The organism is Aurantimicrobium sp. MWH-Uga1 (assembly GCF_003325955.1).
Taxonomy (GTDB): Bacteria; Actinomycetota; Actinomycetes; order Actinomycetales; family Microbacteriaceae; genus Aurantimicrobium.
This window is the reverse complement of the sequence record NZ_CP030929.1, coordinates 431593-451643: the sequence shown is the minus strand read 5'-3', so window position 1 is coordinate 451643 and position 20051 is coordinate 431593. Positions and strand designations below refer to the sequence as shown.

General features: G+C 53.6%; 22 protein-coding genes and 1 riboswitch. Of the genes, 9 read left to right on the top strand and 13 right to left on the bottom strand.

Features of this window, described 5'->3' with window-relative positions; all coding sequences use genetic code 11:
* Positions 1-74: 74 nt before the first annotated feature.
* On the bottom strand, positions 75-1676 hold the full coding sequence (locus AURUGA1_RS02350) for an ABC transporter substrate-binding protein (protein WP_114128710.1): 1602 nt from the start codon (positions 1674-1676) through the stop codon (positions 75-77).
* Positions 1677-1898: 222 nt separating this feature from the next.
* Between AURUGA1_RS02350 and AURUGA1_RS02345 the strand changes: the two genes are divergently transcribed.
* The 3 genes from AURUGA1_RS02345 to AURUGA1_RS02335 are packed head-to-tail and all read left to right on the top strand — an operon-like array spanning position 1899 to position 3913.
* Positions 1899-2675, top strand: a complete 777-nt coding sequence (locus tag AURUGA1_RS02345; RefSeq protein ID WP_114128709.1) for a CPBP family intramembrane glutamic endopeptidase — start codon at positions 1899-1901, stop codon at positions 2673-2675.
* 25 nt (positions 2676-2700) lie between these two features.
* On the top strand, positions 2701-3258 hold the full coding sequence (locus AURUGA1_RS02340; protein ID WP_114128708.1) for a hypothetical protein: 558 nt from the start codon (positions 2701-2703) through the stop codon (positions 3256-3258).
* A 52-nt stretch (positions 3259-3310) separates the two neighbouring features.
* Entirely contained in the window at positions 3311-3913 is a 603-nt protein-coding gene (locus AURUGA1_RS02335; RefSeq protein ID WP_114128707.1) for a TetR/AcrR family transcriptional regulator, read from the top strand.
* On the opposite strand, the gene AURUGA1_RS02330 is transcribed toward AURUGA1_RS02335, so the two are convergent.
* The 5 genes from AURUGA1_RS02330 to gcvT all read right to left on the bottom strand — a co-directional run bounded on the left by AURUGA1_RS02330 (position 3910) and on the right by gcvT (position 9979).
* Complete coding sequence (locus tag AURUGA1_RS02330) at positions 3910-4458, bottom strand: cysteine hydrolase family protein (RefSeq protein WP_114128706.1); 549 nt, start codon at positions 4456-4458, stop codon at positions 3910-3912. The genes AURUGA1_RS02335 and AURUGA1_RS02330 overlap by 4 nt on opposite strands.
* A gap of 62 nt (positions 4459-4520) precedes the next feature.
* On the bottom strand, positions 4521-5312 hold the full coding sequence (locus tag AURUGA1_RS02325) for a bacteriorhodopsin-like (protein WP_114128705.1): 792 nt from the start codon (positions 5310-5312) through the stop codon (positions 4521-4523).
* Between the two features lie 180 nt (positions 5313-5492).
* The gene (gcvP, locus tag AURUGA1_RS02320) at positions 5493-8393 is read right to left on the bottom strand and encodes an aminomethyl-transferring glycine dehydrogenase (protein WP_114128704.1); all 2901 of its coding nucleotides are present in this window, start codon (positions 8391-8393) and stop codon (positions 5493-5495) included.
* Positions 8394-8465: 72 nt separating this feature from the next.
* Complete coding sequence (gene gcvH / locus AURUGA1_RS02315; protein WP_114128703.1) at positions 8466-8837, bottom strand: glycine cleavage system protein GcvH; 372 nt, start codon at positions 8835-8837, stop codon at positions 8466-8468.
* Between the two features lie 2 nt (positions 8838-8839).
* A complete protein-coding gene (gene gcvT / locus AURUGA1_RS02310; protein WP_114128702.1) occupies positions 8840-9979 on the bottom strand; it encodes a glycine cleavage system aminomethyltransferase GcvT in 1140 nt (379 codons plus the stop codon).
* Between the two features lie 132 nt (positions 9980-10111).
* Positions 10112-10203: riboswitch (glycine riboswitch) on the bottom strand.
* 200 nt (positions 10204-10403) lie between these two features.
* On the opposite strand from gcvT, the gene AURUGA1_RS02305 reads away from it, so the two are divergent.
* The 5 genes from AURUGA1_RS02305 to AURUGA1_RS02285 are packed head-to-tail and all read left to right on the top strand — an operon-like array spanning position 10404 to position 15985.
* Positions 10404-11132 carry an NUDIX domain-containing protein gene (locus AURUGA1_RS02305; protein WP_114128701.1) on the top strand — a complete coding sequence of 243 codons (729 nt, stop codon included), beginning with the start codon at positions 10404-10406 and terminating at the stop codon, positions 11130-11132.
* Entirely contained in the window at positions 11129-12415 is a 1287-nt protein-coding gene (gene nadA, locus AURUGA1_RS02300) for a quinolinate synthase NadA (protein ID WP_114128700.1), read from the top strand. The genes AURUGA1_RS02305 and nadA overlap by 4 nt, the downstream gene beginning before the upstream one ends.
* Before the next feature lie 3 nt (positions 12416-12418).
* Positions 12419-13957, top strand: a complete 1539-nt coding sequence (gene nadB / locus AURUGA1_RS02295; protein ID WP_114128699.1) for an L-aspartate oxidase — start codon at positions 12419-12421, stop codon at positions 13955-13957.
* 2 nt (positions 13958-13959) lie between these two features.
* On the top strand, positions 13960-14823 hold the full coding sequence (nadC, locus tag AURUGA1_RS02290; protein ID WP_114128698.1) for a carboxylating nicotinate-nucleotide diphosphorylase: 864 nt from the start codon (positions 13960-13962) through the stop codon (positions 14821-14823).
* 7 nt (positions 14824-14830) lie between these two features.
* A complete protein-coding gene (locus AURUGA1_RS02285; RefSeq protein ID WP_114128697.1) occupies positions 14831-15985 on the top strand; it encodes a cysteine desulfurase family protein in 1155 nt (384 codons plus the stop codon).
* Between the two features lie 16 nt (positions 15986-16001).
* Here the strand turns inward: AURUGA1_RS02285 and AURUGA1_RS02280 are convergent, their stop codons facing one another.
* From AURUGA1_RS02280 to AURUGA1_RS02260, 5 genes are all read right to left on the bottom strand, one after another.
* Positions 16002-16520: a heme-binding protein gene (locus AURUGA1_RS02280; RefSeq protein WP_114128696.1), complete on the bottom strand. Its 519-nt coding sequence runs from the start codon at positions 16518-16520 to the stop codon at positions 16002-16004.
* Positions 16521-16545: 25 nt separating this feature from the next.
* On the bottom strand, positions 16546-16908 hold the full coding sequence (locus AURUGA1_RS02275; RefSeq protein ID WP_114128695.1) for an iron chaperone: 363 nt from the start codon (positions 16906-16908) through the stop codon (positions 16546-16548).
* Entirely contained in the window at positions 16905-17117 is a 213-nt protein-coding gene (locus AURUGA1_RS02270; RefSeq protein WP_114128694.1) for a DUF4287 domain-containing protein, read from the bottom strand. The genes AURUGA1_RS02275 and AURUGA1_RS02270 overlap by 4 nt, the downstream gene beginning before the upstream one ends.
* Positions 17118-17203: 86 nt before the next feature.
* Entirely contained in the window at positions 17204-17416 is a 213-nt protein-coding gene (locus AURUGA1_RS02265) for a YgaP-like transmembrane domain (RefSeq protein WP_114128693.1), read from the bottom strand.
* 30 nt (positions 17417-17446) lie between these two features.
* Positions 17447-17872 carry a DUF1761 domain-containing protein gene (locus tag AURUGA1_RS02260; RefSeq protein WP_114128692.1) on the bottom strand — a complete coding sequence of 142 codons (426 nt, stop codon included), beginning with the start codon at positions 17870-17872 and terminating at the stop codon, positions 17447-17449.
* 130 nt (positions 17873-18002) lie between these two features.
* Here AURUGA1_RS02260 and AURUGA1_RS02255 point away from each other — a divergent pair, with 130 nt between their 5' ends.
* On the top strand, positions 18003-18806 hold the full coding sequence (locus AURUGA1_RS02255) for an SDR family oxidoreductase (protein ID WP_114128691.1): 804 nt from the start codon (positions 18003-18005) through the stop codon (positions 18804-18806).
* On the opposite strand, the gene AURUGA1_RS02250 is transcribed toward AURUGA1_RS02255, so the two are convergent.
* Together AURUGA1_RS02250 and AURUGA1_RS02245 are read right to left on the bottom strand one after the other, a co-directional pair.
* A complete protein-coding gene (locus AURUGA1_RS02250) occupies positions 18807-19271 on the bottom strand; it encodes an SRPBCC domain-containing protein (RefSeq protein WP_114128690.1) in 465 nt (154 codons plus the stop codon).
* The gene (locus tag AURUGA1_RS02245; RefSeq protein ID WP_114128689.1) at positions 19271-20050 is read right to left on the bottom strand and encodes an SDR family oxidoreductase; all 780 of its coding nucleotides are present in this window, start codon (positions 20048-20050) and stop codon (positions 19271-19273) included. The genes AURUGA1_RS02250 and AURUGA1_RS02245 overlap by 1 nt, the downstream gene beginning before the upstream one ends.
* Position 20051 lies beyond the last annotated feature (1 nt).

Sequence of the window (20051 nt, the reverse complement as noted above, 5' to 3'; positions counted from 1 at the left end):
GATTGTCAGCTTAGAAGATACGAGGTGGCGACACAGTCTGTCGCCACCCCGTCACTTCAGTTAATTTCTAGGAATTATTTCTTAGTGATTTGGTAGTAGAGAGGAACAGAGTTCCAACCGAATACCACGTTTTGTACGAGGGTTGAGTAACCACCGTTGACATTGCTGTACCACAGGGGAACAGCAGGGAGATCCTGAAGCAGGATTACCTGAGCGTCTTGGAAGTACTTGTTTGCCTCATCAAGGGAACCGGCCTCGTTACCCTGAGCGAAGAGAGCATCTACTTCTTCGTTGGAGTAATCACCGTCGTTTGCACCGGCGTCAGTCTGGTACAGAGGCTCGAGGAAGTTCGCGAGCGCTGGGTAGTCTGCCTGCCATCCGGTACGGAAAGCGGTGGTGATAGTGCGGTCGGTTACTGCAGTACGCAGTTCGGCAAAGGTGGGGTATGGAGCGCCAGAGGCGTCAATACCAAGCACATTCTTGATGCTGTTGGTTACAGCGTCAACCCATGCCTGGTGGCCACCGTCACCGTTGTATGCAATCTGGAAGGTTCCGGTCCAGGGCGAGATCTTGTCTGCCTGAGCCCAGAGTTCCTGTGCCTTCTTTTCGTTGTAGTCCAGAACATCTGAACCCTTCAGATCCTTTGACCATCCATCAATGACAGGAGAAGTGAAGTCACGAGCTGGGGTGCGCGTGTTATCGAAGATCACCGAAGTGATTTCGTCACGGTTGATGGCCATGGAGATTGCCTGACGACGCAGTTGTCCCTCTTCACCTGAGAAGTGCTCCAGAGACTCTGGAATGGTGAATGACTGGAAGATTGCCGCAGGCTGGTTCACTGCGCGGTCACCTAAATCAGTGGTGTAGGTCTTGAGTGCGCTGTCAGGAATTCCATCCAGTACGTCAAGGTTGTCACTGAGCAGGTCAGCGTATGCAGCGTCCTGAGTCGCATAGAAGACAATGTCAAGTCCACCGTTCATTGGCTTACGCCCACCCTTGTAATCAGGGTTAGAGACCAGGTTGATTTCAACATTGTGCTTCCATGCGCCCTCTTCAGCCAGCATGTATGGCCCGTTTCCAATGGGGTTTTCTCCGAACGCTTCCATGTCATCAAAAGCCACTGATGGCAGTGGGAAGAAGGCGGAGTATCCCAAACGGAGTGGGAAGTCAGACTGTGGGCTTGAAAGCGTGACGGTGAAGGTAAGGTCATCAACAACCTGCAGACCGGTCAGGTCTGTGTCTTCGTCATAACTGAATCCTTCAATGGCATCGAAGAAGTAGCTGTTGAGTTGAGCATTGCTGAGAAGCGCTCCATACTTCCACGCATTAACGAAAGACTCTGACGTAACTGGCTCACCGTTGGTGAATGTCCAACCATCATTCAATGTGATGGTGTAGGTCTGGTTGTCTGTGGTTTCGATTGACTTGGCAACCTCATTAACAGGAGCACCATTAGCGTCGTAGTAAACCAAGCCAGCGAAAATAGAGTCGACAATCTTGCCGCCACCAGTTTCGTTGGTGTTTGTCGGAATAAGGGGGTTCTGTGGCTCAGAACCGTTAGTGGAGATGATGTTCGAGTTTCCTCCACTCGAACCTCCTGATGAGCAGCCTGTGAAAACCAAGGCTGTTGCAGTGGCAAGCGCAACGGCAGCCACCGCAATTTTTGATAAACGCACTGTTCCTCCTGGTGAGATTTAAATAACCGCCTTGACGAAGCGGCGTGTGCTGTAGCTCAAAACTACGCTTCGGAAAGTGCAACTGGGGCGAAATACAGTATTTGTTACAAACTCGACACAATTGACGTTCCATTTGTTGTGAAAGTCCTCCAATGTGGAGCTATTTGTTGCACACAACGCATGATTCACCAATCCTGAGCTGAACTAACTAGGCTTATCGCCATGATGCAATGGACAGCACAACAGCAGCGTGCGCGCACCTGGCTCGAAATTGCTATCGTTCTCGCGCTTTCGCTGGGTTCATCTGCGATTTATTCCATCGTCTCCCTCATCCGCAAGCTGACCACTCCTGAAGCGCTCAATGCGCAGAAGACGGTCATCAACCAGCCACTTGCGGATCAACCCATTTTTGATCTGGTTTACCAACTCTTAGGGATTACTTTTGGCTTGGTCCCTGTGGTGCTGGTGTTCTGGCTCTTGGCGAAGCCCGGCGAGAGTGCATTCACCCAACTAGGTTTCAACTTCAAGGAACCTGGTAGGGACCTACTACGCGGCTTCGGTCTTGCAGCAGTTATAGGCATACCTGGTTTAGCGCTCTATTTAGTAGGCCACGCACTGGGCATTACTGTCACGATTGTTCCCACAGCGCTGGATACCTATTGGTGGACAATTCCCGTGCTGGTATTGGCTGCTTTGCGTGCCGCACTGCTGGAAGAACTCATCGTGGTGGGGTATCTCTTTACTCGTTTGCGGGAGTTGGGGTGGCGTACCTGGCAGATCATCACCGCAAGTGCACTCCTTCGCGGTAGCTATCACCTCTACCAAGGCTTTGGGCCCTTCATCGGCAATGTAGTCATGGGAGTTGTCTTTGGGTATGCATATCAGCGCTGGGGGCGGACAATGCCTCTAGTGATTGCACACTGGATTTTGGATATTGTCTCCTTCACCGGCTACGCCGCCATGAAGGCACTAGCTCCCGGCTTCCTGGCAGGAACCTAGGCTCACAACGCCTAGGCTAGAACCTATGTTCAAACGCATTGTCATTGCCCTGGTCCTTTCTCTGGTTGCCTCACTGACGGTAACTGCGTGTAGCGCAACAGATAACCGGAACCTTTCCGGCCAGGCAGCACAAGAAGCACTGAACACAGTGGTGAAGAACTCAGTCAAGAAAATGACAACTGAAGGTGGCGCTGAAACACTCGCCGTTGGTCAGACAACCTACGCGATTATTTATGACCCCACTGCTCCTGAGGGAAAACAGGTCGTAACCGCAAACTTAACTGATGAGTCCCCTGCGACTTTTGACTCTCTCGAAACAGTTTCACTGTTGGCACTCGAGCGACTGCTCACCACCCCTCTTCTTGAGGATGCCGAAGTTACCTTGGCGAAAAACATCTTCACGATTCAGGGAAAAGACTTTCTTGTTGAAATTTTTGTGACAGACGACCTTGTCTACAAGTCCAACATTTGGAGCAGCACCTCCGGTTCACAAGACCCTCAGATTGTTGTGATTAAGTACGGCATCAGCGACGAGTCTCGGACCTTGTTTAACAGCGCAGTCGAAACAGCACCTGCGCAATAAAGCAAGACTTTTAGTCCACGTTAGCTCCCTCATCCCGGGCGTAGAATTAACTATGCCCAAGTCCTCCCATCCCACTCGCGATCGTCTCATTGAGACGATGGCAGAGCTGTTAGATGGTTCAGATCCAGAACACATCACAGCAGATCAGGTTCTCAATGCCAGCGGCGTTTCCAAAGGTTCTCTTTATCACCACTTTGAGGACTTTGAGGATCTGCTCGAAGCGGCACTCATTTCACGTTTTAGTGTCAACGTCGACTCAACGATTGACGGTCTTTCACAGATTCTGGCAACCGTTGAGTCGCGTGAAGAATTGGTTGTGGCCCTTCGCCAAGCGAATGCGCACGACCAAGCTCAATCACGCGCTAAATTTCGTTTGGAACGCGCCAGAGCAGCTGGCCTAACTTACAGCAGCCCCCGTTTTCATGACGCGCTCGGTGTCGAACAACAACGACTCACTGACGCATTTACTGATCTTTTCATTGAGGCCCAAAACAAGGGTTGGATGTCAACTGATATCAGCCCCCGAGCCGCCGCGGTATTTGTCCAGGCATACACTGTCGGCCGTGTCGTGGACGATATCGCCCCTGACAAAGTTGATCCTCAAGACTGGGTTGACCTCATCATGACCGTCATTGACAAGGCCATTCTGAATTAGTCCTTCAACACCTCAGCGGTTGAACGAACGGTGGCAAACTCGCCATGAAGATTTGCACCGGTCACCCGGGCAATCTCATCTGCAGAAATGACGTTGCCATCTACGTCTTTTTTGTCATTGCAGTGGGTGGCATCGAGAACAAACGTCACGTCATAACCCAGGTTTCCCGCCATGCGCGCCGTGGTCTCACAGCAGTGATTCGTGGTGATACCGCAGATAGTGACCGCAGATATTCCTGATGCTGTGAGCCATGCATCTAAGTCAGGAGTTCCATAAAAGGCAGAGTTAACTTGTTTGCTTATCAGCAGCGCATGTTCACCGTCGATACCGGGCTTGAAATCATTTCCAGGCTGCCCCGGGCGAAGAGGCGAGTTAGCACCCACGGAATCGTGTCGCACCAACACAACGGGCTGACCTTCCGAGCGCCACTTCGTCAGAAGCGCACGAATGTTGTCTTCGCAGGCGGGGTTATTTCGAGGTCCCCAGTAATCCAGTTGGTCAAAACCTTGCTGAACATCAACCACAATGAGTGCATTCTTCGTCATGTCTTGAGCATAAGAGAAAAGGCAGGCCCCCGATAGAGGGCCTGCCTTTTCTTCTGTGATGTTTAGTCGCGGAACTCAGTCTTTGCGAACTCTGCATCGTCCTCAGCGGACTTCATGCGAGCGATCGAGAAGATGAGCAGACCGAACAAACACTTCGCCAGAATGTCGGCGATGGTGTAACCGACCTCGCGTGCAACAAACTGGTCAGCTACGAAGCCATCGCTGTTCATCGCAAAGATGAAGGCGATGGGGTAAACGCCCCAGGTTGCGATCAGCAAGAGACGAAGCTGCTTGATCTTCTTTTGAACTCCGGGAGACTGGCGAACCAGGCTCTTGCTGAGCTCAATGAAGAGCACGTAGAGGATGTAGAGGAAGGGGATGGTGGAAAGCAGACCCCAGACTGAGGGAGCAATGCCCCAAATGTCGAGCTTGGCATCTCCGGGGTAACCCAAAATAATCATCAGGGCCGCTGCTGGTACCAAACGCTTGAGCAGAGAGCTTTGGAGCTGTCTGGTCAATGCGAGTACGGCAACGATTTCCATCAGCAGCAGTGGAACGGTGAGCAGCCAGTCTACGTAGCGGTATCCCACGTTGTAGATAGCAGCATTGTTCACTGCTCCGTCAAGAGTAGAGAATGCGTGGTTGAACGAGTCAAACATTCTGAAGTAGTGGTAGGCCGCAATGCCTGTCACTGTTGCAGAGATGAGGACTGCGAGTCGATAACGCGGGAGCACACGATCTCTGGCTAATACCAGGAAGAACGTAGTGAACAACATGCTGGCAATACCCAGCGAGAGCATGTTGAAGACAATGTTGAACTGGCTATCAGTCAACAGGTCGGACAGATTATTCATTGGGGTGGAACCTTCCATTAGTGAGACGTACTAATGGCGGCGGAAAGCCCCAAAGTCAATACCCCTACTTTGGGGCTTGGCGTCACCATATTGGTAGAACATTCCCAGCTTATAGCGATATATCGTTAATTTCGACAAGCGCGCAAAAAGAATTGAGCCCCTCTCTCGAGGGGCTCAACCTTAGTTTTCGAATGCTTCAGGCGGTGGGCATGAACAGACGAGGTTACGGTCACCATACGCGTTATCGACGCGACGAACAGGTGCCCAGTACTTGCTGCGCACGCGCATCGTGCGGGTCGCAGCATCCAGTCCTTCAGCGAAGGGATAGACAGCCTTCTCACGAGAGTAGGGGTGGTTCCATTCCCCTGCGATGGAGGCGGCAGTGTGAGGCGCGTTGTGCAGCGGGTTGTCATCTGCTGGCCACTCACCTGCAAGAACAGCATCTGCTTCAGCCTTAATGGTGATCATGGCGTTGATGAAGCGTTCGATCTCATCGAGGTCCTCGGATTCGGTGGGCTCAATCATGAGGGTTCCCGCAACAGGGAAGCTCATGGTGGGAGCGTGGAAACCAAAGTCCACCAAACGCTTAGCGACATCATCCACGGTTACGCCGGTCTCTGCAGTCAGAGGACGAAGATCCAAGATGCACTCGTGTGCAACAAGCCCGTTATCCCCGGTGTAGAGAGTGGGGAAATACGGAGCCAAACGCTGAGAGATGTAGTTTGCAGCCAACACAGCAGAGGCTGTTGCTTGGCGAATACCCTCTTCACCCATCATGCGCACATAAGCCCACGAGATAGGCAAGATGCTGGGTGAACCATAGGGAGCAGCCGAGATCTGAACACCATCGTGTGTAACCGTGGAGACCATGCCATCTTCAACCAACACGTGGTGCGGGTTTTGGATTGCAAAGTGGCTAGGCAAGTAGGGAGCAAGGTGCGCCTTGGCTGCAACTGGTCCGACACCGGGGCCACCACCACCATGTGGAATACAGAATGTCTTGTGAAGGTTCAGGTGTGAGACGTCTCCACCAAAGTCACCAAAGCGGGCAAAACCGGTCATTGCGTTGAGGTTTGCACCATCAACATAAACCTGACCACCTGCTGCGTGAACAGCGGCGGTGATGTCGGGTACGGCGTGCTCGTAGACACCGTGGGTGGAGGGGTAGGTAATCATGAGGGCGGCGAGCTTGTCACCGTGCTCAGCAATCTTGGCGCGAAGATCATCGAGGTCAACGTTTCCGACCTCGTCACAAGCAACAACAACTACGCTCATGCCGGCAAGAACAGCAGAGGCCGCGTTGGTTCCGTGAGCACTGGAAGGAATGAGGCAGATGGTGCGCTGGGTATCCCCGTTAGCCAGGTGATATCCACGAATAGCTAGCAATCCAGCAAGCTCTCCCTGGCTTCCTGCGTTGGGCTGGAGAGAGATGGTGTTGTAACCGGTGAGGTCAATGAGCCACTTCTCAAGCTGAGCAATCATTTCAACATAACCGGCAACATCATCAGCAGGCGCAAAGGGGTGCAATCCGCCAAACTCAGGCCAGGTGACTGCTTCCATTTCGGTTGCCGCGTTGAGTTTCATGGTGCACGAGCCCAGAGGAATCATGCCGCGGTCGAGAGCATAGTCGAAGTCCGCAAGTCGCTTGAGGTAGCGCATCATGCTGGTTTCGCTTCGGTGCGTGTTGAACACTGGGTGCTCGAGGTAGCGCGAGGTACGAACTAGCTTCGCGGGAACAGTAGCGGCAACAACTTGGTAGGCGGCGTTAGCCCCAAAGAATCCAGCTACAGTTTCAACCTCACCAGGGGTGGTGGTTTCATCCACCGAGATGGAAAGAGTGTCTGCATCAACAAGATTGAGCAAGAAACCGCCCTGCTTAGCTGCATCACAGATAGCCTGAGCCTTGCCAGGAACAGACACGGTGAGTGTGTCAAAGAAGCTGTCATGGGCGACCTGGACTCCCCCGGCGCGAAGAATCGCTGCCAGCGCATTTGCGCGCTCGTGCACCTGGGTTGCAATTTCTTTGAGGCCTTCTGGACCGTGGTACACGGCATACATTCCAGCCATCACAGCAAGCAACACCTGTGCCGTACAAATGTTGGATGTCGCCTTATCGCGACGAATGTGCTGCTCACGAGCTTGCAGAGTCAAACGGTAAGCAGGTTCACCGTTAGCGTCAACGGAGACACCAACAAGACGACCTGGCATGCTGCGCTCAAGACCTTCCCGAACAGCAAGGTATCCGGCGTGCGGTCCACCAAAGCCCAGGGGAACACCAAAGCGCTGTGAAGATCCCACAGCAACGTCAGCACCCAATTCTGCGGGGGATGTAATTAGCGTGAGAGCAAGCAAGTCTGCAGCCACGATGGTGACAGCACCAGCTTCTTTCGCCTTGGCGATGACATCACTGGGGTCCCAAATACGACCCGAGGCTCCGGGGTATTGAATGAGCACACCAAAAGCTTCAGGCAGCTGTGCACCGGAGGCGAGATCCAGTTCCACGACCTCGATATCGACAGCACCAACACGACCAGCAATGAGGCTCTTGGTCTGAGGCAAGACATCAGAGTCAACAACAAACACATTGGATTGCACTTTGGAGGAGCGACGTGCCAGCAGCATGGCTTCTACGGCAGAGGTCGACTCATCGAGCATGGAACCGTTCGCGGTGGACAGACCGGTGAGGTCAGTGACCATCGTCTGGAAGTTGATGATGGCTTCTAGACGACCCTGCGAGATTTCTGGCTGGTATGGGGTGTATGCGGTGTACCAGCTGGGGTTCTCAAGAACGTTGCGCTTGATTACCGCAGGAGTGATGGTGTCGTAGTATCCCTGACCAATGAGTGAGCGACGAACAGTGTTCTTTGACGCCAACTCTCGCAGTTCAGCAAGTGCTTCACGTTCGGTTGCGGGTTCTGGAAGGAGGGAAGAACCTGCAGCACGGAACTGATCCACATGAATGGACTCAGGGATAGCAGCCTTAATGAGCTGCTCAATGCTGTCGTATCCCAACTGAGTGAGCATGTGTGCTTGAGCAGCAGAATCTGTTCCGATATGGCGGTTGACGAACGCGTTCGACATGTATGTTCCTTGCGTGAAAAGGGCAGGGCTTTGTGAAAGTGGTACAGGGGGCTACCCGAAGGTAGCGACGAATTATTCGCCGGTAAGCGCGGTGTAGGCGTCTGCCTCAAGCAGTGCAGGCAAGTCGGTGATGCTGATCTTGATCAACCATCCAGCACCGAATGGGTCTTCGTTGACCAATTCTGGGCTTGCAACGACGGCGTCGTTAACCTCGACAACTGTTCCTGATGCTGGAGCGTAAAGCTCACCAACACTCTTGGTGGACTCGATCTCTCCAACGACAGTTCCAGCGTTGATGGAAGAACCAACCTTTGGAAGTTCCACATAGACAACATCGCCGAGCTTCTCTGCTGCATAGGCAGTGATACCGACGGTGGCGCTGTCACCGTTAATGTCGAGCCACTCGTGCTCTTCGGTGTATTTGAGGTGTGAGGGGTTAGCCATGATTAGTTCTTCTTTCTTTTGTAAAACGGTAAAGCGGTAACGGTATAGGGAAGACGAGTGCCACGGATATCAACATCTATGACGGTTCCAATTTCGGAGACAGATGGATCAACAAAAGCCATAGCAATGGGGTATTCCAGGGTGGGAGAAAGGGCACCAGAGGTAACTACGCCCACCTTGTTATCTCCGAGATAGATTTCGTAGTCAGCTCGCGCAGCACGCTTGCCCTCCCCAACGAGGCCCACCAGCACCGGAGCATCAGCTGCGACGCCCTTTTCTGTTGCGGCACGGCCAACGAAGTCGCCTTCTTTGGACAAGGCAACGACCTTACCCAGGCCTGCTTGAACGGGAGCGGTGGTGAGGTTGAGCTCGTGGCCATACAGAGGCATACCGGCTTCAAGGCGGAGAGTGTCGCGGCACGCAAGACCGGTAGGAACGAGGCCACGGCTCTCTCCAGCAGCCATCAGTGAGTTCCACAGCACTGCTGCATGCTGAACATCGACATAGAGTTCGAAGCCATCTTCACCGGTGTATCCGGTGCGTCCGATCAGGACAGGGTTGCCCAGGAATACTGCAGGCAATGACCAGTAGTATTTGAGTGTTTCCAGGGTGTTCTCTGGGCGATCTTGCGCTTCAGCAGAGAGTTCGAGGCCAACGGTGTGCTGGAGGATTTCGAGTGCGGTCGGTCCTTGCACGGCAATGAGAGCTGTTGCGTCACTTTCGTCCTTGACGTTGACATCGAAGCCGGTGGTGCGGTGATTAAGGGCCTCAACTACAGGGAAACGATTGCCTGCATTGGCCACAACTAACCAGTGAGTTTCACCCAAGCGATAGATTACGAGATCATCAATGATGCCGCCTGCTTCATTGAGAAGCAGTGAGTATTTTGCTTGACCGATATTTAAGGCGGACAGCTTGCCGGCGAGTGCGTAATCCAAGAACGCACCTGCATCAGGGCCAGTAATGGAGATTTCTGCCATGTGGGAGATATCGAAGATACCCGCAGCAGTGCGCACAGCGTGGTGTTCGGCGAGGTCACTGTCATATCGAACAGGCATCATGAAGCCTGCGAAGTCAGTGAAGCTTGCGCCGAGTGACTCATGCACCGCGTGCAGAGGTGAGTATCGAGGTGTATCAGACATTGAGTTCTCCGATCGGTTAGAAACCTTCGTATGGAACTCCCCCTCTGTCATTTGTGCCTGAGAGCTTCACTACCTAAGGCAGTTTTCACCGTGGGCGAGATGGTTCTTTCACCATCTTCTTTTCAGAGTGGCCCGTTCACTGCGGTACGCGTACCTGAGAGATTGTCGGGGAGGATTGCTCCTTCGGTGTTCACCTCGAGGGTGAACTCTCCCGCAATGATCGATTGACCTCGATATTCAGTTGTCATGCCAAGTCTACGGCGGTATTGCCTTTTTGTTCCCACTGCGCCGGACGAAAACTTCCAATACAGAAAAGATGCTTCAAGTGAGAGTTGAAGGTAGGAAACTAGGCATCGCGTTTGAGTCACAATGACACTAAGATGGATTTACTTAGAGTCATCCTGACTCTTACAAAGTTGGAGCAATGTCAACCGAGCAAAGCCAAGTCTCCCTCGCCGTCTCCACGGTGATCTTTGCGCTGCGCCCGGATAGTTCAGGAACTCCAGAGCTGGTTCTGCCGCTAGTTCGACGCATTCGTGAGCCTTACCAAGGGCGCTGGGCTCTTCCTGGTGGACCATTGAACTTGGATGAAGACCTCTCCCAGGCCGCCTCACGGACTCTGCTGGAAACAACAGCACTGGAACCGCGCTATCTGGAACAGCTCTATGCATTTGGCCAGCTTGACCGCTCCCCCGATGACCGTGTGGTCTCGATTGTCTATTGGGCCCTGGTAGCCGGTGATGAGGCTGACCGCGCCATTCAAAGCGAAAATGTCCAGTGGTTCACTGCCGATAACCTTCCCGAACTGGCTTTTGACCACAATCTGATTGTGGAATATGCGCTGTGGCGCTTACGCACCAAGCTGGAATATTCCAGAATTGCCCACGGCTTCTTGGGCGAGACCTTCACCCTCGCTCAGCTTCGTGAAGTCTATGAAGTGGTTCTGCGCAAGCCTGTAGACCCTGGCAACTTCCGCCGCATGGTCGAGGCCAGTGGAACCGTGGTGCCAACCGGCGAGCGCCTCGCCGGTACACCACACCGCCCACCACAGCTCTATCGCTATAACACCTCTATTGATTTATCGGACGATGGTCCACTCTCACAGCTCGAGGCATCCCGCACTCTGGCATTCACCCGAGGAGAACACTCATGACCCCGACCGCCTCGGTCAACGACCGCATTCAACTCATTGCTGCAGGCAAGAGCGAAGACACGACCTGTTCTCCGGCTTTAGCAAAGGGCCCCTGGGAGTTTGATAACGGTGCACCCGGATACGGCCCAGGTGCTTCAATGGGCGATGTCATTCCGACTGGTGCTCCTGTTCAAGGCGGCCTTCCAGAGGAATACAAAACTGCGACCAATGAAGAACTTCACGCCAGGATTCGTGCTGCTAAGGAAATACTTGGTGACAAAGTTGTCGTGCTGGGCCACTTTTATCAGCGAGATGAAATTGTGCAGCACGCAGATTACCTCGGCGACTCATTCCAACTCGCTGTAGCAGCTAAGGGACGCCCCGAGGCAGAAGCCATTGTGTTCTGCGGCGTGCACTTCATGGCGGAAACCGCAGACATTCTCTCCGGAGAAAACCAAAAAGTAATCCTTCCCAACCTGGCAGCTGGCTGCTCGATGGCTGACATGGCCGATATCGACTCTGTAACTCAGTGCTGGGAACAGCTCGAGGAACTCTATGGAACAGAACCAGATGAGAATGGCCGGGTTCCGGTAATTCCGGTGACCTACATGAATTCATCTGCAGCACTCAAGGGTTTCTGTGGTGAACACGGCGGCATTGTCTGCACCTCCTCCAATGCCGCCACAGTCCTGGAGTGGGCATTTGAGCGCGGACAACGCGTACTGTTTTTCCCCGACCAACACCTTGGACGCAACACTGCCAAGGCGATGGGCATTCCCGTTGAGCAAATGCCATTGTGGTGGGGTCGCAAGCCTCTCGGTGGCAACACTGAGCAAGAACTCCACGACGCCAAAGTGATCCTGTGGAATGGTTTCTGCTCCGTGCACAAACGCTTCACCGTGGAGCAGATTGAGAAAGCCCGTGCCGAACACCCTGGTGTGCGCGTGATTGTTCACCCTGAAAGCCCGATGGCTGTCGTCGACGCGTCAGATGAATACGGTTCCACCGATTACATCCGCAAGGCCGTCGAAGCAGCCACTGAACCGACCACCTTTGCTATCGGTACCGAGATCAACATGGTGCAACGCCTGGCGGCCCAGCACCCTGAACACACCATCTTCTGCCTCGACCCTGTCGTGTGTCCCTGCTCCACGATGTACCGCATCCACCCCGGCTATCTCGCCTGGGTACTAGAACGTCTGGTGGACGGTGAGGTGGTGAACCACATCACCGTCGATGAGAGCGTGGCAGAGCCTGCGCGTGTTGCTTTGGAGAGGATGTTGGCTGCCAAGCCAGCTCATTAATCCATGGCCAAAGTAGTTGTTATCGGCAGTGGCGTCGCAGGACTGATCGCCGCTGCTCAGGCGAGCCGGCACCACGAGGTTGTCCTCGTGACGAAGGCAAACCTAGCCGAAAGCAACACTCACTACGCCCAAGGCGGTATTGCAGCTGTGGTCTCTACTGAAGACACCGTGGCAGAACACATCGCAGACACCATGTTTGCCGGTGCGGGAATGTGTTGGGAGCCAGCCGTGGAAGTCCTGTGCTCTGAGGGCCCAGGCCGCATCAACGACCTCGTGAACTTTGGTGTGGAGTTTGACCGCAGTGGAACAGACTTTGCCATGGGCTTAGAAGCAGCTCACTCGCATCCACGTATCTTGCATGCCGGTGGCGATGCCACCGGCGCGGTGACCAGTGACGCCTTGGTTAACACTGTCCAAAAAAGTGCCACAGAAATTCGTGAATACACGTTTGTAGCCGAGATAGTGGTCGATAACGGAAGCGTCAGTGGTGTTCAGGTTCTCGATGCAGACGGAATGCACTTTATTTCCGCAGATGCTGTCATTTTGGCCAGTGGTGGTGCCGGCCAGCTGTATCGCCACACCACCAACCCAACCGTGACCACCGGCGATGGTGTCGCTGCAGCGTTTCGTGCCGGAGCTGTGTTGGCAGATGTGGAGTTCTATCAATTCCACCCCACAGCGCTCGCTGTGCCAGGTTCCTTCCTCATTTCCGAGGCGGTGCGTGGCGAGGGAGCTGTGCTCATTGATGCGCAGGGCGAGCGCTTTATGCAGAAGATCCACCCCCTAGCAGAGTTGGCACCGCGTGATGTTGTTGCTCGTGGCATTCAACAAACCATGATCGAACAGGGAGGACAACCTGTATTGCTGGATGCCACCGCTTTGGGAAGTGAGTTCCTTGCGCAACGTTTCCCCAGCATTACCAAGGCATGCCGTTCCTATGGTTTGAACTGGGGTCGCGACCCGATTCCGGTCACACCAGCCGCTCACTATTGGATGGGTGGGATCGCCACCGACACCTTTGGGCGCACATCTATTCCAGGCTTGTTTGCTGTCGGTGAGGTGGCCTGCACGGGAGCGCACGGTGCTAACCGTCTGGCTTCTAACTCTCTACTGGAGAGCATTGTCTTTGCCCACCGGGCAGTTTCTGCCCTGGGTGAAGCATGGCCTACCGATGCACCTAGTGTGCGGTGGAATGCAAGCGAACCGCTTGCAGAACTCGAACTCCTGGAGCCCGATCACACCTCAACCGCGCAGGTTGTAGACCGCGTGGAGTTACAGACACTGATGTGGGACAGCGTTGGCCTGGCACGTACAGGTACAGATTTGACCCGCGCACTGGAACAACTTCACTCCTGGCGTCCAGCAGATCCCGCACACCGCCTCTTCCCCGACTGGGAGGATGCCAACCTCCTTCTGCTCGCTCGCACGGTAACCGAAGCCGCTCTCTCTCGTGAAGAATCTCGCGGCGGTCACTACCGGCTAGATTTCCCCGAGACCAACCCTGCACAGGCTCGCCCCATCACGCTGGTTCGAAAGGCATAACTATGTTGGACAAACAGACCATCGAAACTGTCGTGAAAGCAGCGTTATTAGAGGATGCTCCCACCGGAGATATCACGTCACTGCTCGTCATCCCAGAAGACGCCACCGCCACAGCAGTGCTCTCGGCCCGCGAAGCGGGAACCTTTTCTGGTGCTGAGGTTTTTCAGGCAGCATTTTTCCTGACAGACCCCCGCATCCACGTAGAACTCATCAAAGATGATGGGGACAGTTTTGAACCCGGAGATATCCTCGCCCGCGTGTCTGGCCCGGCACGAGGGATCTTGACCGCAGAGCGTATTGGCTTGAACTTCACCCAGCGCATGAGCGGAATTGCCACGTTGACAGCAGCGTATGTTGATGCTGTCAAAGGGACTCACGCAACCATCTTGGATACCCGAAAGACAACACCAACCCTGCGCGCATTTGAACGCCATGCTGTGACGTGCGGTGGCGGAACAAACCACCGCCTCAACCTCTCCACCGCTTTCATGGCCAAAGACAACCACCTTGCCGTGCTTCTTGCCGGAGGCAAGGATCTCACCACCGAACTTCAGCGAGTGAAAAAGGAACTTCCCGAGGGCGTGAAGTTTGAGGTGGAGGTCGATCGACTCGACCAAATTGAACCGGTGATTGCCGGTGGTGTCGACATCATCATGCTCGATAACTTCTCTCTTACAGATTTGAAAACCGGCGTTGCCCAGGTTGCCGGTCGTGCCGTGGTGGAAGCAAGTGGCGGGGTGAACCTCGACACGGTTCGTGCCATCGCCGAAACAGGTGTGGATGTCATTTCTGTTGGAGCATTGACCCACTCCGCCCGCGCACTCGACCTCGGACTTGACGTCACCATAGATACTCCCGAGAACTAAGACCGCCATGATTTACCTCGACAACGCCGCAACCACCCCAGTGGTTCCTGCTGCACTGGAGGCTGCTTGGCCCTTCTTGACATCCGAGTTTGGTAACCCCTCGAGCACCAATGAACTTGGCTTCCGGGCTAAGAACGCCCTCGAGGATGCCCGCAGCTACTGCGGCTCGTGGCTGGGTGTTCCAGCCTCAGACATTATCTTCACCTCCGGTGGAACAGAGGGAGACAACTTCGCCATCACTGGTCTTGCCTTGGCCTATCCTCGCGGCAAGCACATTATCTCTGCCCTGACAGAACATGAGGCAGTACTCGAGACACTGCGTTTCCTTGAACGGGTTCACGGCTTTGAAATCACCTGGCTTGAGGTTGACTCCCAGGGAAATATCAACCTCGCTCAGCTCAAAGACGCCCTCCGATCCGACACCACTCTCGTTACCCTCATGCTGGCCAATAACGAAATTGGTACCCTACATCCGCTTCCCCAGATCATCGAAGCGGCTCATGCAGTGGGGGCACTCGTACACACGGACGCAGTCCAAGCTGCCGGCTGGTTCGATCTACGAGTGGGTTCGTCTGACACCCTCGTGTTCGGTGTGGATGCGCTGACCATCTCTGGTCACAAAATAGGAAGCCCCAAGGGTAGCGGCCTGACCTATATTCGTGGGCGCCTGGCCGTGGAGCCTGTGCTCCACGGGGGCGGCCAAGAATTCGGACGCCGTTCAGGGACAGAAAACGTTGCATGGGCTGTTGCGCTTTCAACAGCATTGCAGCAACTTCCGGAGCCCACAGCAGAAGCGGCTCGCGTGAGCACACTGCGTGATGACTTTATTGCACAGGTAGTAGGAAATATCCCCCAGGCCGCATTGACAGGAAACCCCATACAACGTCACCCCGGCATTGCCAGTTTCACGTGTGCCGGGCTCAACGGTGAGACCTTGTTACTGGAGTTGGAACAGCAAGGTGTGATTGTTTCGAGCGGCTCTGCGTGTGCAGCTGGAAGCGACGAACCCTCTCACGTACTTGTGGCGTGCGGGATCGACCCAGATGTTGCCAGAACATCAATTCGTTTTAGCTTTAGCCACAACACCACAGCAGAAGAACTCGCCATGGCAGCTGCTGCCTTTGTGAGCGCAGTTTCAACAGTGAGCGGACTAGCCCAATAATTTGTGCCCTCCAGGCCTAACCACGTGACGCTAGGGCAACTAAGACCTCATTGCGCTTGAGAAATCCTGGTTTCCAGGGTGGATCAAAACGGGCAAAGTAGACATTGCCTTCGGGAATCAGGCCTGCTTCTTTCACACGCTCAAGGAGGAGTTCCCCGTTGTTCTGAAAACGCGTCGCGTTCCAGCCACCACCAAATTTCATCACTGCTGCATCGTGAGCATGAACGTGTGCCGTGCGCACGCGTGCATTGGCAGGCACAGGAACCTCAGAAATATCGACACCTTCGGGAAGAACGAAGGAAACCGTATGTGTTTCTTGGGCCGTGGTTTCTTGAATGACAGGCGCAGTCATGGCGAACTTCTTGTTCGCCGTGTTGTTTCCTGAGATGTAGCTCACAAGTGGCCCAAAGGCCACATTCCCAGCACGCATGAAATCGCCAACGACGTCTACTTGGACAAGGACGTAATCGGGATAGTGACGCACATCGAAACCGTCGTAGTGCTTCACAAGCGTATAGGGCTGTTCAGCAGTCATAGTGCGAGTGTATTCCTGCCGACTGTTATCCAGCTGGGAAAGCTTGAGCCATTCGCACGGCAATAAGTTTTTCAATCAGTGCATCTGGAACAGCTTGATCGATGGGGAACTTCACTCCCCCACCCTTTTCAGAGACCTCATAGCCGGCCAGATCATCCATCATCACTTGGAAAACTTGACCCGAGTGAGGGTAGTACCCAATGTGTTTCTTGTAAGCAGCAAATCCCGCAACAACTTTGCCGTTGACACGGAATCCGGGCATGGCATAGGAAATGCACTGTTCTGCCTCAGGAATGATTGCAAGTATTTGAGACCTCAGATGCTCCAGAGTAGAGCGTTGCGGTTCAGGTTGTGCCTGGATATAGGCATCTACCTCAGCAACAGTCATGACAGACCATTGTTTGCGCGATACACCGCAACAACCGCATTGGCATGACCATGCCCCATGCCGTGCTCGGTCTTGAGGTAATCCACTTGTTCCATGTGTTTCTTGTCTTTCACCGCATCGAGCTGGCCCATCCAGTGATCGATGGGCTGGCCATACTTCTTCTCAATTGACGGGAAATAGGAGGCGGGTCCGGTGACTTTTTCACTCATACTTCGAGGCTAGTCATCTCATGAACAAAGGTGAAGTTAACGAACTGTGCCTCCGAAATTCCGGAGGCACAGTCAGAACACCGTGTTTATCGGCGAGATTCACTTCCGTTGAATCCCAGGCCAAATAGCGGTGCAAACATGCAGGTGTCAGACGCTCCAGCGGAGATCAAGAAAATACCAATAAAGAAGAAGACAGCACCAATGGGTCCCCACGTCAGTGCAGCGATAGCAAGAACAAGGCCGACGACGATACGTAACCAACGACCAAATGTTGAGGACATAAATGCAACAAAACCCATGATGACTCCTGTTCTGTGGGTGGTTCTAGATTATCGCCACGCGCCAATTATGAGGCCCATAATGGTGAGGTTAACCACGTCACTTCCGACCTCAATAATCCACACCTTGAATCCTTGACCAGCGAACAACCGGTGAGATAAGGACGACGCTGCTGCTAAACCAAGACCAAGGAGAAGGCCGACGAGGCCACCGTCCAGAACACCAAAATTGGGGTTTGACTGTGCCACAAAATAAATGACCGATGCAACAGTGACGGCCTCGATAAAGGCAGCAATGGCAGTGGCACCGAAAGTGACCGCCATATTGCCGGTTACTTCCATGTTGTTGGGGTCTTTGCCCATAGCTCGCCACCACGCAGGGAAGAACGTCTTTGGGCCAAACCACACAGCTCCAGCAATAAATGCGGCAACAAATGCCACAAGAATGGCAATCCAATTCAATTCGATTAAAAACATGGTGTTCCTTAGTGATAAAGCGACGATTTAGTTTAGGACCGCTCAGTGGCAAAAACCACTAACCACTGGTAACTGTGCAGGAGGATACTGAAACTGGATGGGTTGTTCTCATTCAGAAAAGAGTTCACTGATGGACATCGCAGGAAAAGTATTCGTCGTTACCGGCGGGGGTAACGGAATTGCACGCGAGCTGGTTTTACAACTTCTCGCAAAAGGGGCAACCGTTGCCGCTGTCGATCTGAGTGCGGAAGGCCTCAAGGAGACAAAGAAGCTTGCCGGACCTGGTGCCAAGCTTTCTACGCACACGCTCAACATCACTGACCGAGCCAAAGTGATGGCACTTCCCAAAACAGTGATTACCAAGCACGGTCAGGTCGATGCGCTGGTCAACGTTGCCGGAATTATTCAACCCTTTGTGAAAGTCAACGACCTCGACTTTGACGCCATTGAACGGGTCATGAATGTCAACCTCTATGGAACCATCAACACCGTGAAAGCGTTCCTGCCTGAGTTACTTCAACGCCCCGAGGGTTACATTGCCAATGTTTCCAGCATGGGCGGGTACGCCCCTGTTCCAGGGCAAACTATTTATGGGGCTACCAAGGCAGCCGTGAAGCTTCTGACCGAGGGTTTACATTCTGAGCTCATGGACACAAACGTGCATGTCACTGCCATCTACCCCGGTGCCATTGCAACTAATATTGCCCAGAACTCCGGCATGGCTATGCCCGCCAACATGGACCCTCATGAGGCAAACAAGTTCAAAACGACCAGTGTGGAAGTGGCCGCACAAACCATCATCGGCGCAATTGAAAAGAATGCGTACAAAGTCTTCATCGGCTCAGATGCCAAAACCATGGACAAGCTCACCAGGCTTATGCCTGAAAAGGCAGCTGCCCTGATCTACAAGCAGATGAAATCTCTGTTGGCTTAGCTATCCCAGGTAATCGGCTAAGGACTGGAAGTAACTTTCCATTCCTGCTTTTGCCAGAGGAATATGCTCTTCCGGTAGCTCACCGTACTGCGTAAAGCGAACCCAGCTTCCAGTAGGGCGTTCTTCAAAATCGACCACAATCTTGGCAAATTCTCCTGTTAGATCTTTGGCGGCGAATTCTGCTGGATCTTGGGAATAGAACATGGTGTGCTCGATGAGTTTGCCTGGTTCGAGAGCGGTGTAGGTGCCCCAAAAGCAAGATTGGAAGCCGTACTCAGGAACATCGACAGCAATAGCCCACATGCCGCCGACCTCAGGCTCTGAGACGGAAGACCCGGGAACATTCTTGAGATCGGTGGGGTGATACCACTCCTCGAGTTGTGTCGCATCGGTCCATGCTTCCCAGATACGGGACATGGGTTGGGTGTACTCACGCTCGACGGAGTATAGGAAAGTGTGCTGCATTACTTCTCCTTCGGCAGGAACATCTTGCCCACCAAGTTGATGGTCATTTTCTTGGGGAAAAACTTCACAAGACTGGCGGCAACAGCATTTGCTCCACCGACCACGACAGAGGGCGTGTTCTTCTCGAGCGCCGAGAAAGTCTTCTCGACCACATCCGTTGCAGGAACAGCTTTGCCCGATGGCTTACCGCCAGCAACGATGAAGAATTCAGATTCTGTTGCGCCAGGGCTCACAGCAAGCACCCGGACTGTCGATGTCCCTAGCTCTCCCCAGAGAGCTTCAGTGAAGGAACGCACAAAAGCTTTCGTGGCTCCATAGACAGCCATGCCAGGAACAGGCTGGAAAGAAGCCGTACTGGCAATGTTGACCACAGCTCCACGGCCACGTTCGAGCATGCCGGGTAAGAATGCAGCAGTGAGATCAACAAGAACACCGATATTTAACGTGATTTCTTGTTGAGTCAGTGCTCGGTCTTCCTTCACAAAGAAACCGTTCAATCCAAAACCTGCATTATTGACCAGAACATCAACGGTGAGTTTCTTTGTGGCTATCGATTTTTCCAGCTTGGCCACGGCACCTGCAGAAGTGAGATCCAGAGCAATGACCTCCACGCTCACGGAATATTGCTGGCGCAAGCGCGCTGCGAGGCTGTCAAGACGGTCTTTTCGACGTGCCACAAGGACAAGATTTGCGCCGCGCGCAGCAAAACCCTCTGCATAGGCAACACCGATGCCGGCGCTTGCTCCGGTAATCAGTGCAGTACTGCCCGTGTATTCCATT

What these genes read in the sequence shown, in the direction of transcription:
- AURUGA1_RS02345 (WP_114128709.1), top strand. Translation starts at nt 1,899, where the DNA reads ATGATGCAATGGACAGCACAACAGCAGCGTGCGCGCACCTGGCTCGAA.
- AURUGA1_RS02340 (WP_114128708.1), top strand. Translation starts at nt 2,701, where the DNA reads ATGTTCAAACGCATTGTCATTGCCCTGGTCCTTTCTCTGGTTGCCTCA.
- AURUGA1_RS02335 (WP_114128707.1), top strand. Translation starts at nt 3,311, where the DNA reads ATGCCCAAGTCCTCCCATCCCACTCGCGATCGTCTCATTGAGACGATG.
- AURUGA1_RS02330 (WP_114128706.1), bottom strand. Translation starts at nt 4,458, where the DNA reads ATGACGAAGAATGCACTCATTGTGGTTGATGTTCAGCAAGGTTTTGAC.
- AURUGA1_RS02325 (WP_114128705.1), bottom strand. Translation starts at nt 5,312, where the DNA reads ATGAATAATCTGTCCGACCTGTTGACTGATAGCCAGTTCAACATTGTC.
- gcvP (WP_114128704.1), bottom strand. Translation starts at nt 8,393, where the DNA reads ATGTCGAACGCGTTCGTCAACCGCCATATCGGAACAGATTCTGCTGCT.
- gcvH (WP_114128703.1), bottom strand. Translation starts at nt 8,837, where the DNA reads ATGGCTAACCCCTCACACCTCAAATACACCGAAGAGCACGAGTGGCTC.
- gcvT (WP_114128702.1), bottom strand. Translation starts at nt 9,979, where the DNA reads ATGTCTGATACACCTCGATACTCACCTCTGCACGCGGTGCATGAGTCA.
- AURUGA1_RS02305 (WP_114128701.1), top strand. Translation starts at nt 10,404, where the DNA reads ATGTCAACCGAGCAAAGCCAAGTCTCCCTCGCCGTCTCCACGGTGATC.
- nadA (WP_114128700.1), top strand. Translation starts at nt 11,129, where the DNA reads ATGACCCCGACCGCCTCGGTCAACGACCGCATTCAACTCATTGCTGCA.
- nadB (WP_114128699.1), top strand. Translation starts at nt 12,419, where the DNA reads ATGGCCAAAGTAGTTGTTATCGGCAGTGGCGTCGCAGGACTGATCGCC.
- nadC (WP_114128698.1), top strand. Translation starts at nt 13,960, where the DNA reads ATGTTGGACAAACAGACCATCGAAACTGTCGTGAAAGCAGCGTTATTA.
- AURUGA1_RS02285 (WP_114128697.1), top strand. Translation starts at nt 14,831, where the DNA reads ATGATTTACCTCGACAACGCCGCAACCACCCCAGTGGTTCCTGCTGCA.
- AURUGA1_RS02280 (WP_114128696.1), bottom strand. Translation starts at nt 16,520, where the DNA reads ATGACTGCTGAACAGCCCTATACGCTTGTGAAGCACTACGACGGTTTC.
- AURUGA1_RS02275 (WP_114128695.1), bottom strand. Translation starts at nt 16,908, where the DNA reads ATGACTGTTGCTGAGGTAGATGCCTATATCCAGGCACAACCTGAACCG.
- AURUGA1_RS02270 (WP_114128694.1), bottom strand. Translation starts at nt 17,117, where the DNA reads ATGAGTGAAAAAGTCACCGGACCCGCCTCCTATTTCCCGTCAATTGAG.
- AURUGA1_RS02265 (WP_114128693.1), bottom strand. Translation starts at nt 17,416, where the DNA reads ATGGGTTTTGTTGCATTTATGTCCTCAACATTTGGTCGTTGGTTACGT.
- AURUGA1_RS02260 (WP_114128692.1), bottom strand. Translation starts at nt 17,872, where the DNA reads ATGTTTTTAATCGAATTGAATTGGATTGCCATTCTTGTGGCATTTGTT.
- AURUGA1_RS02255 (WP_114128691.1), top strand. Translation starts at nt 18,003, where the DNA reads ATGGACATCGCAGGAAAAGTATTCGTCGTTACCGGCGGGGGTAACGGA.
- AURUGA1_RS02250 (WP_114128690.1), bottom strand. Translation starts at nt 19,271, where the DNA reads ATGCAGCACACTTTCCTATACTCCGTCGAGCGTGAGTACACCCAACCC.
- AURUGA1_RS02245 (WP_114128689.1), bottom strand. Translation starts at nt 20,050, where the DNA reads ATGGAATACACGGGCAGTACTGCACTGATTACCGGAGCAAGCGCCGGC.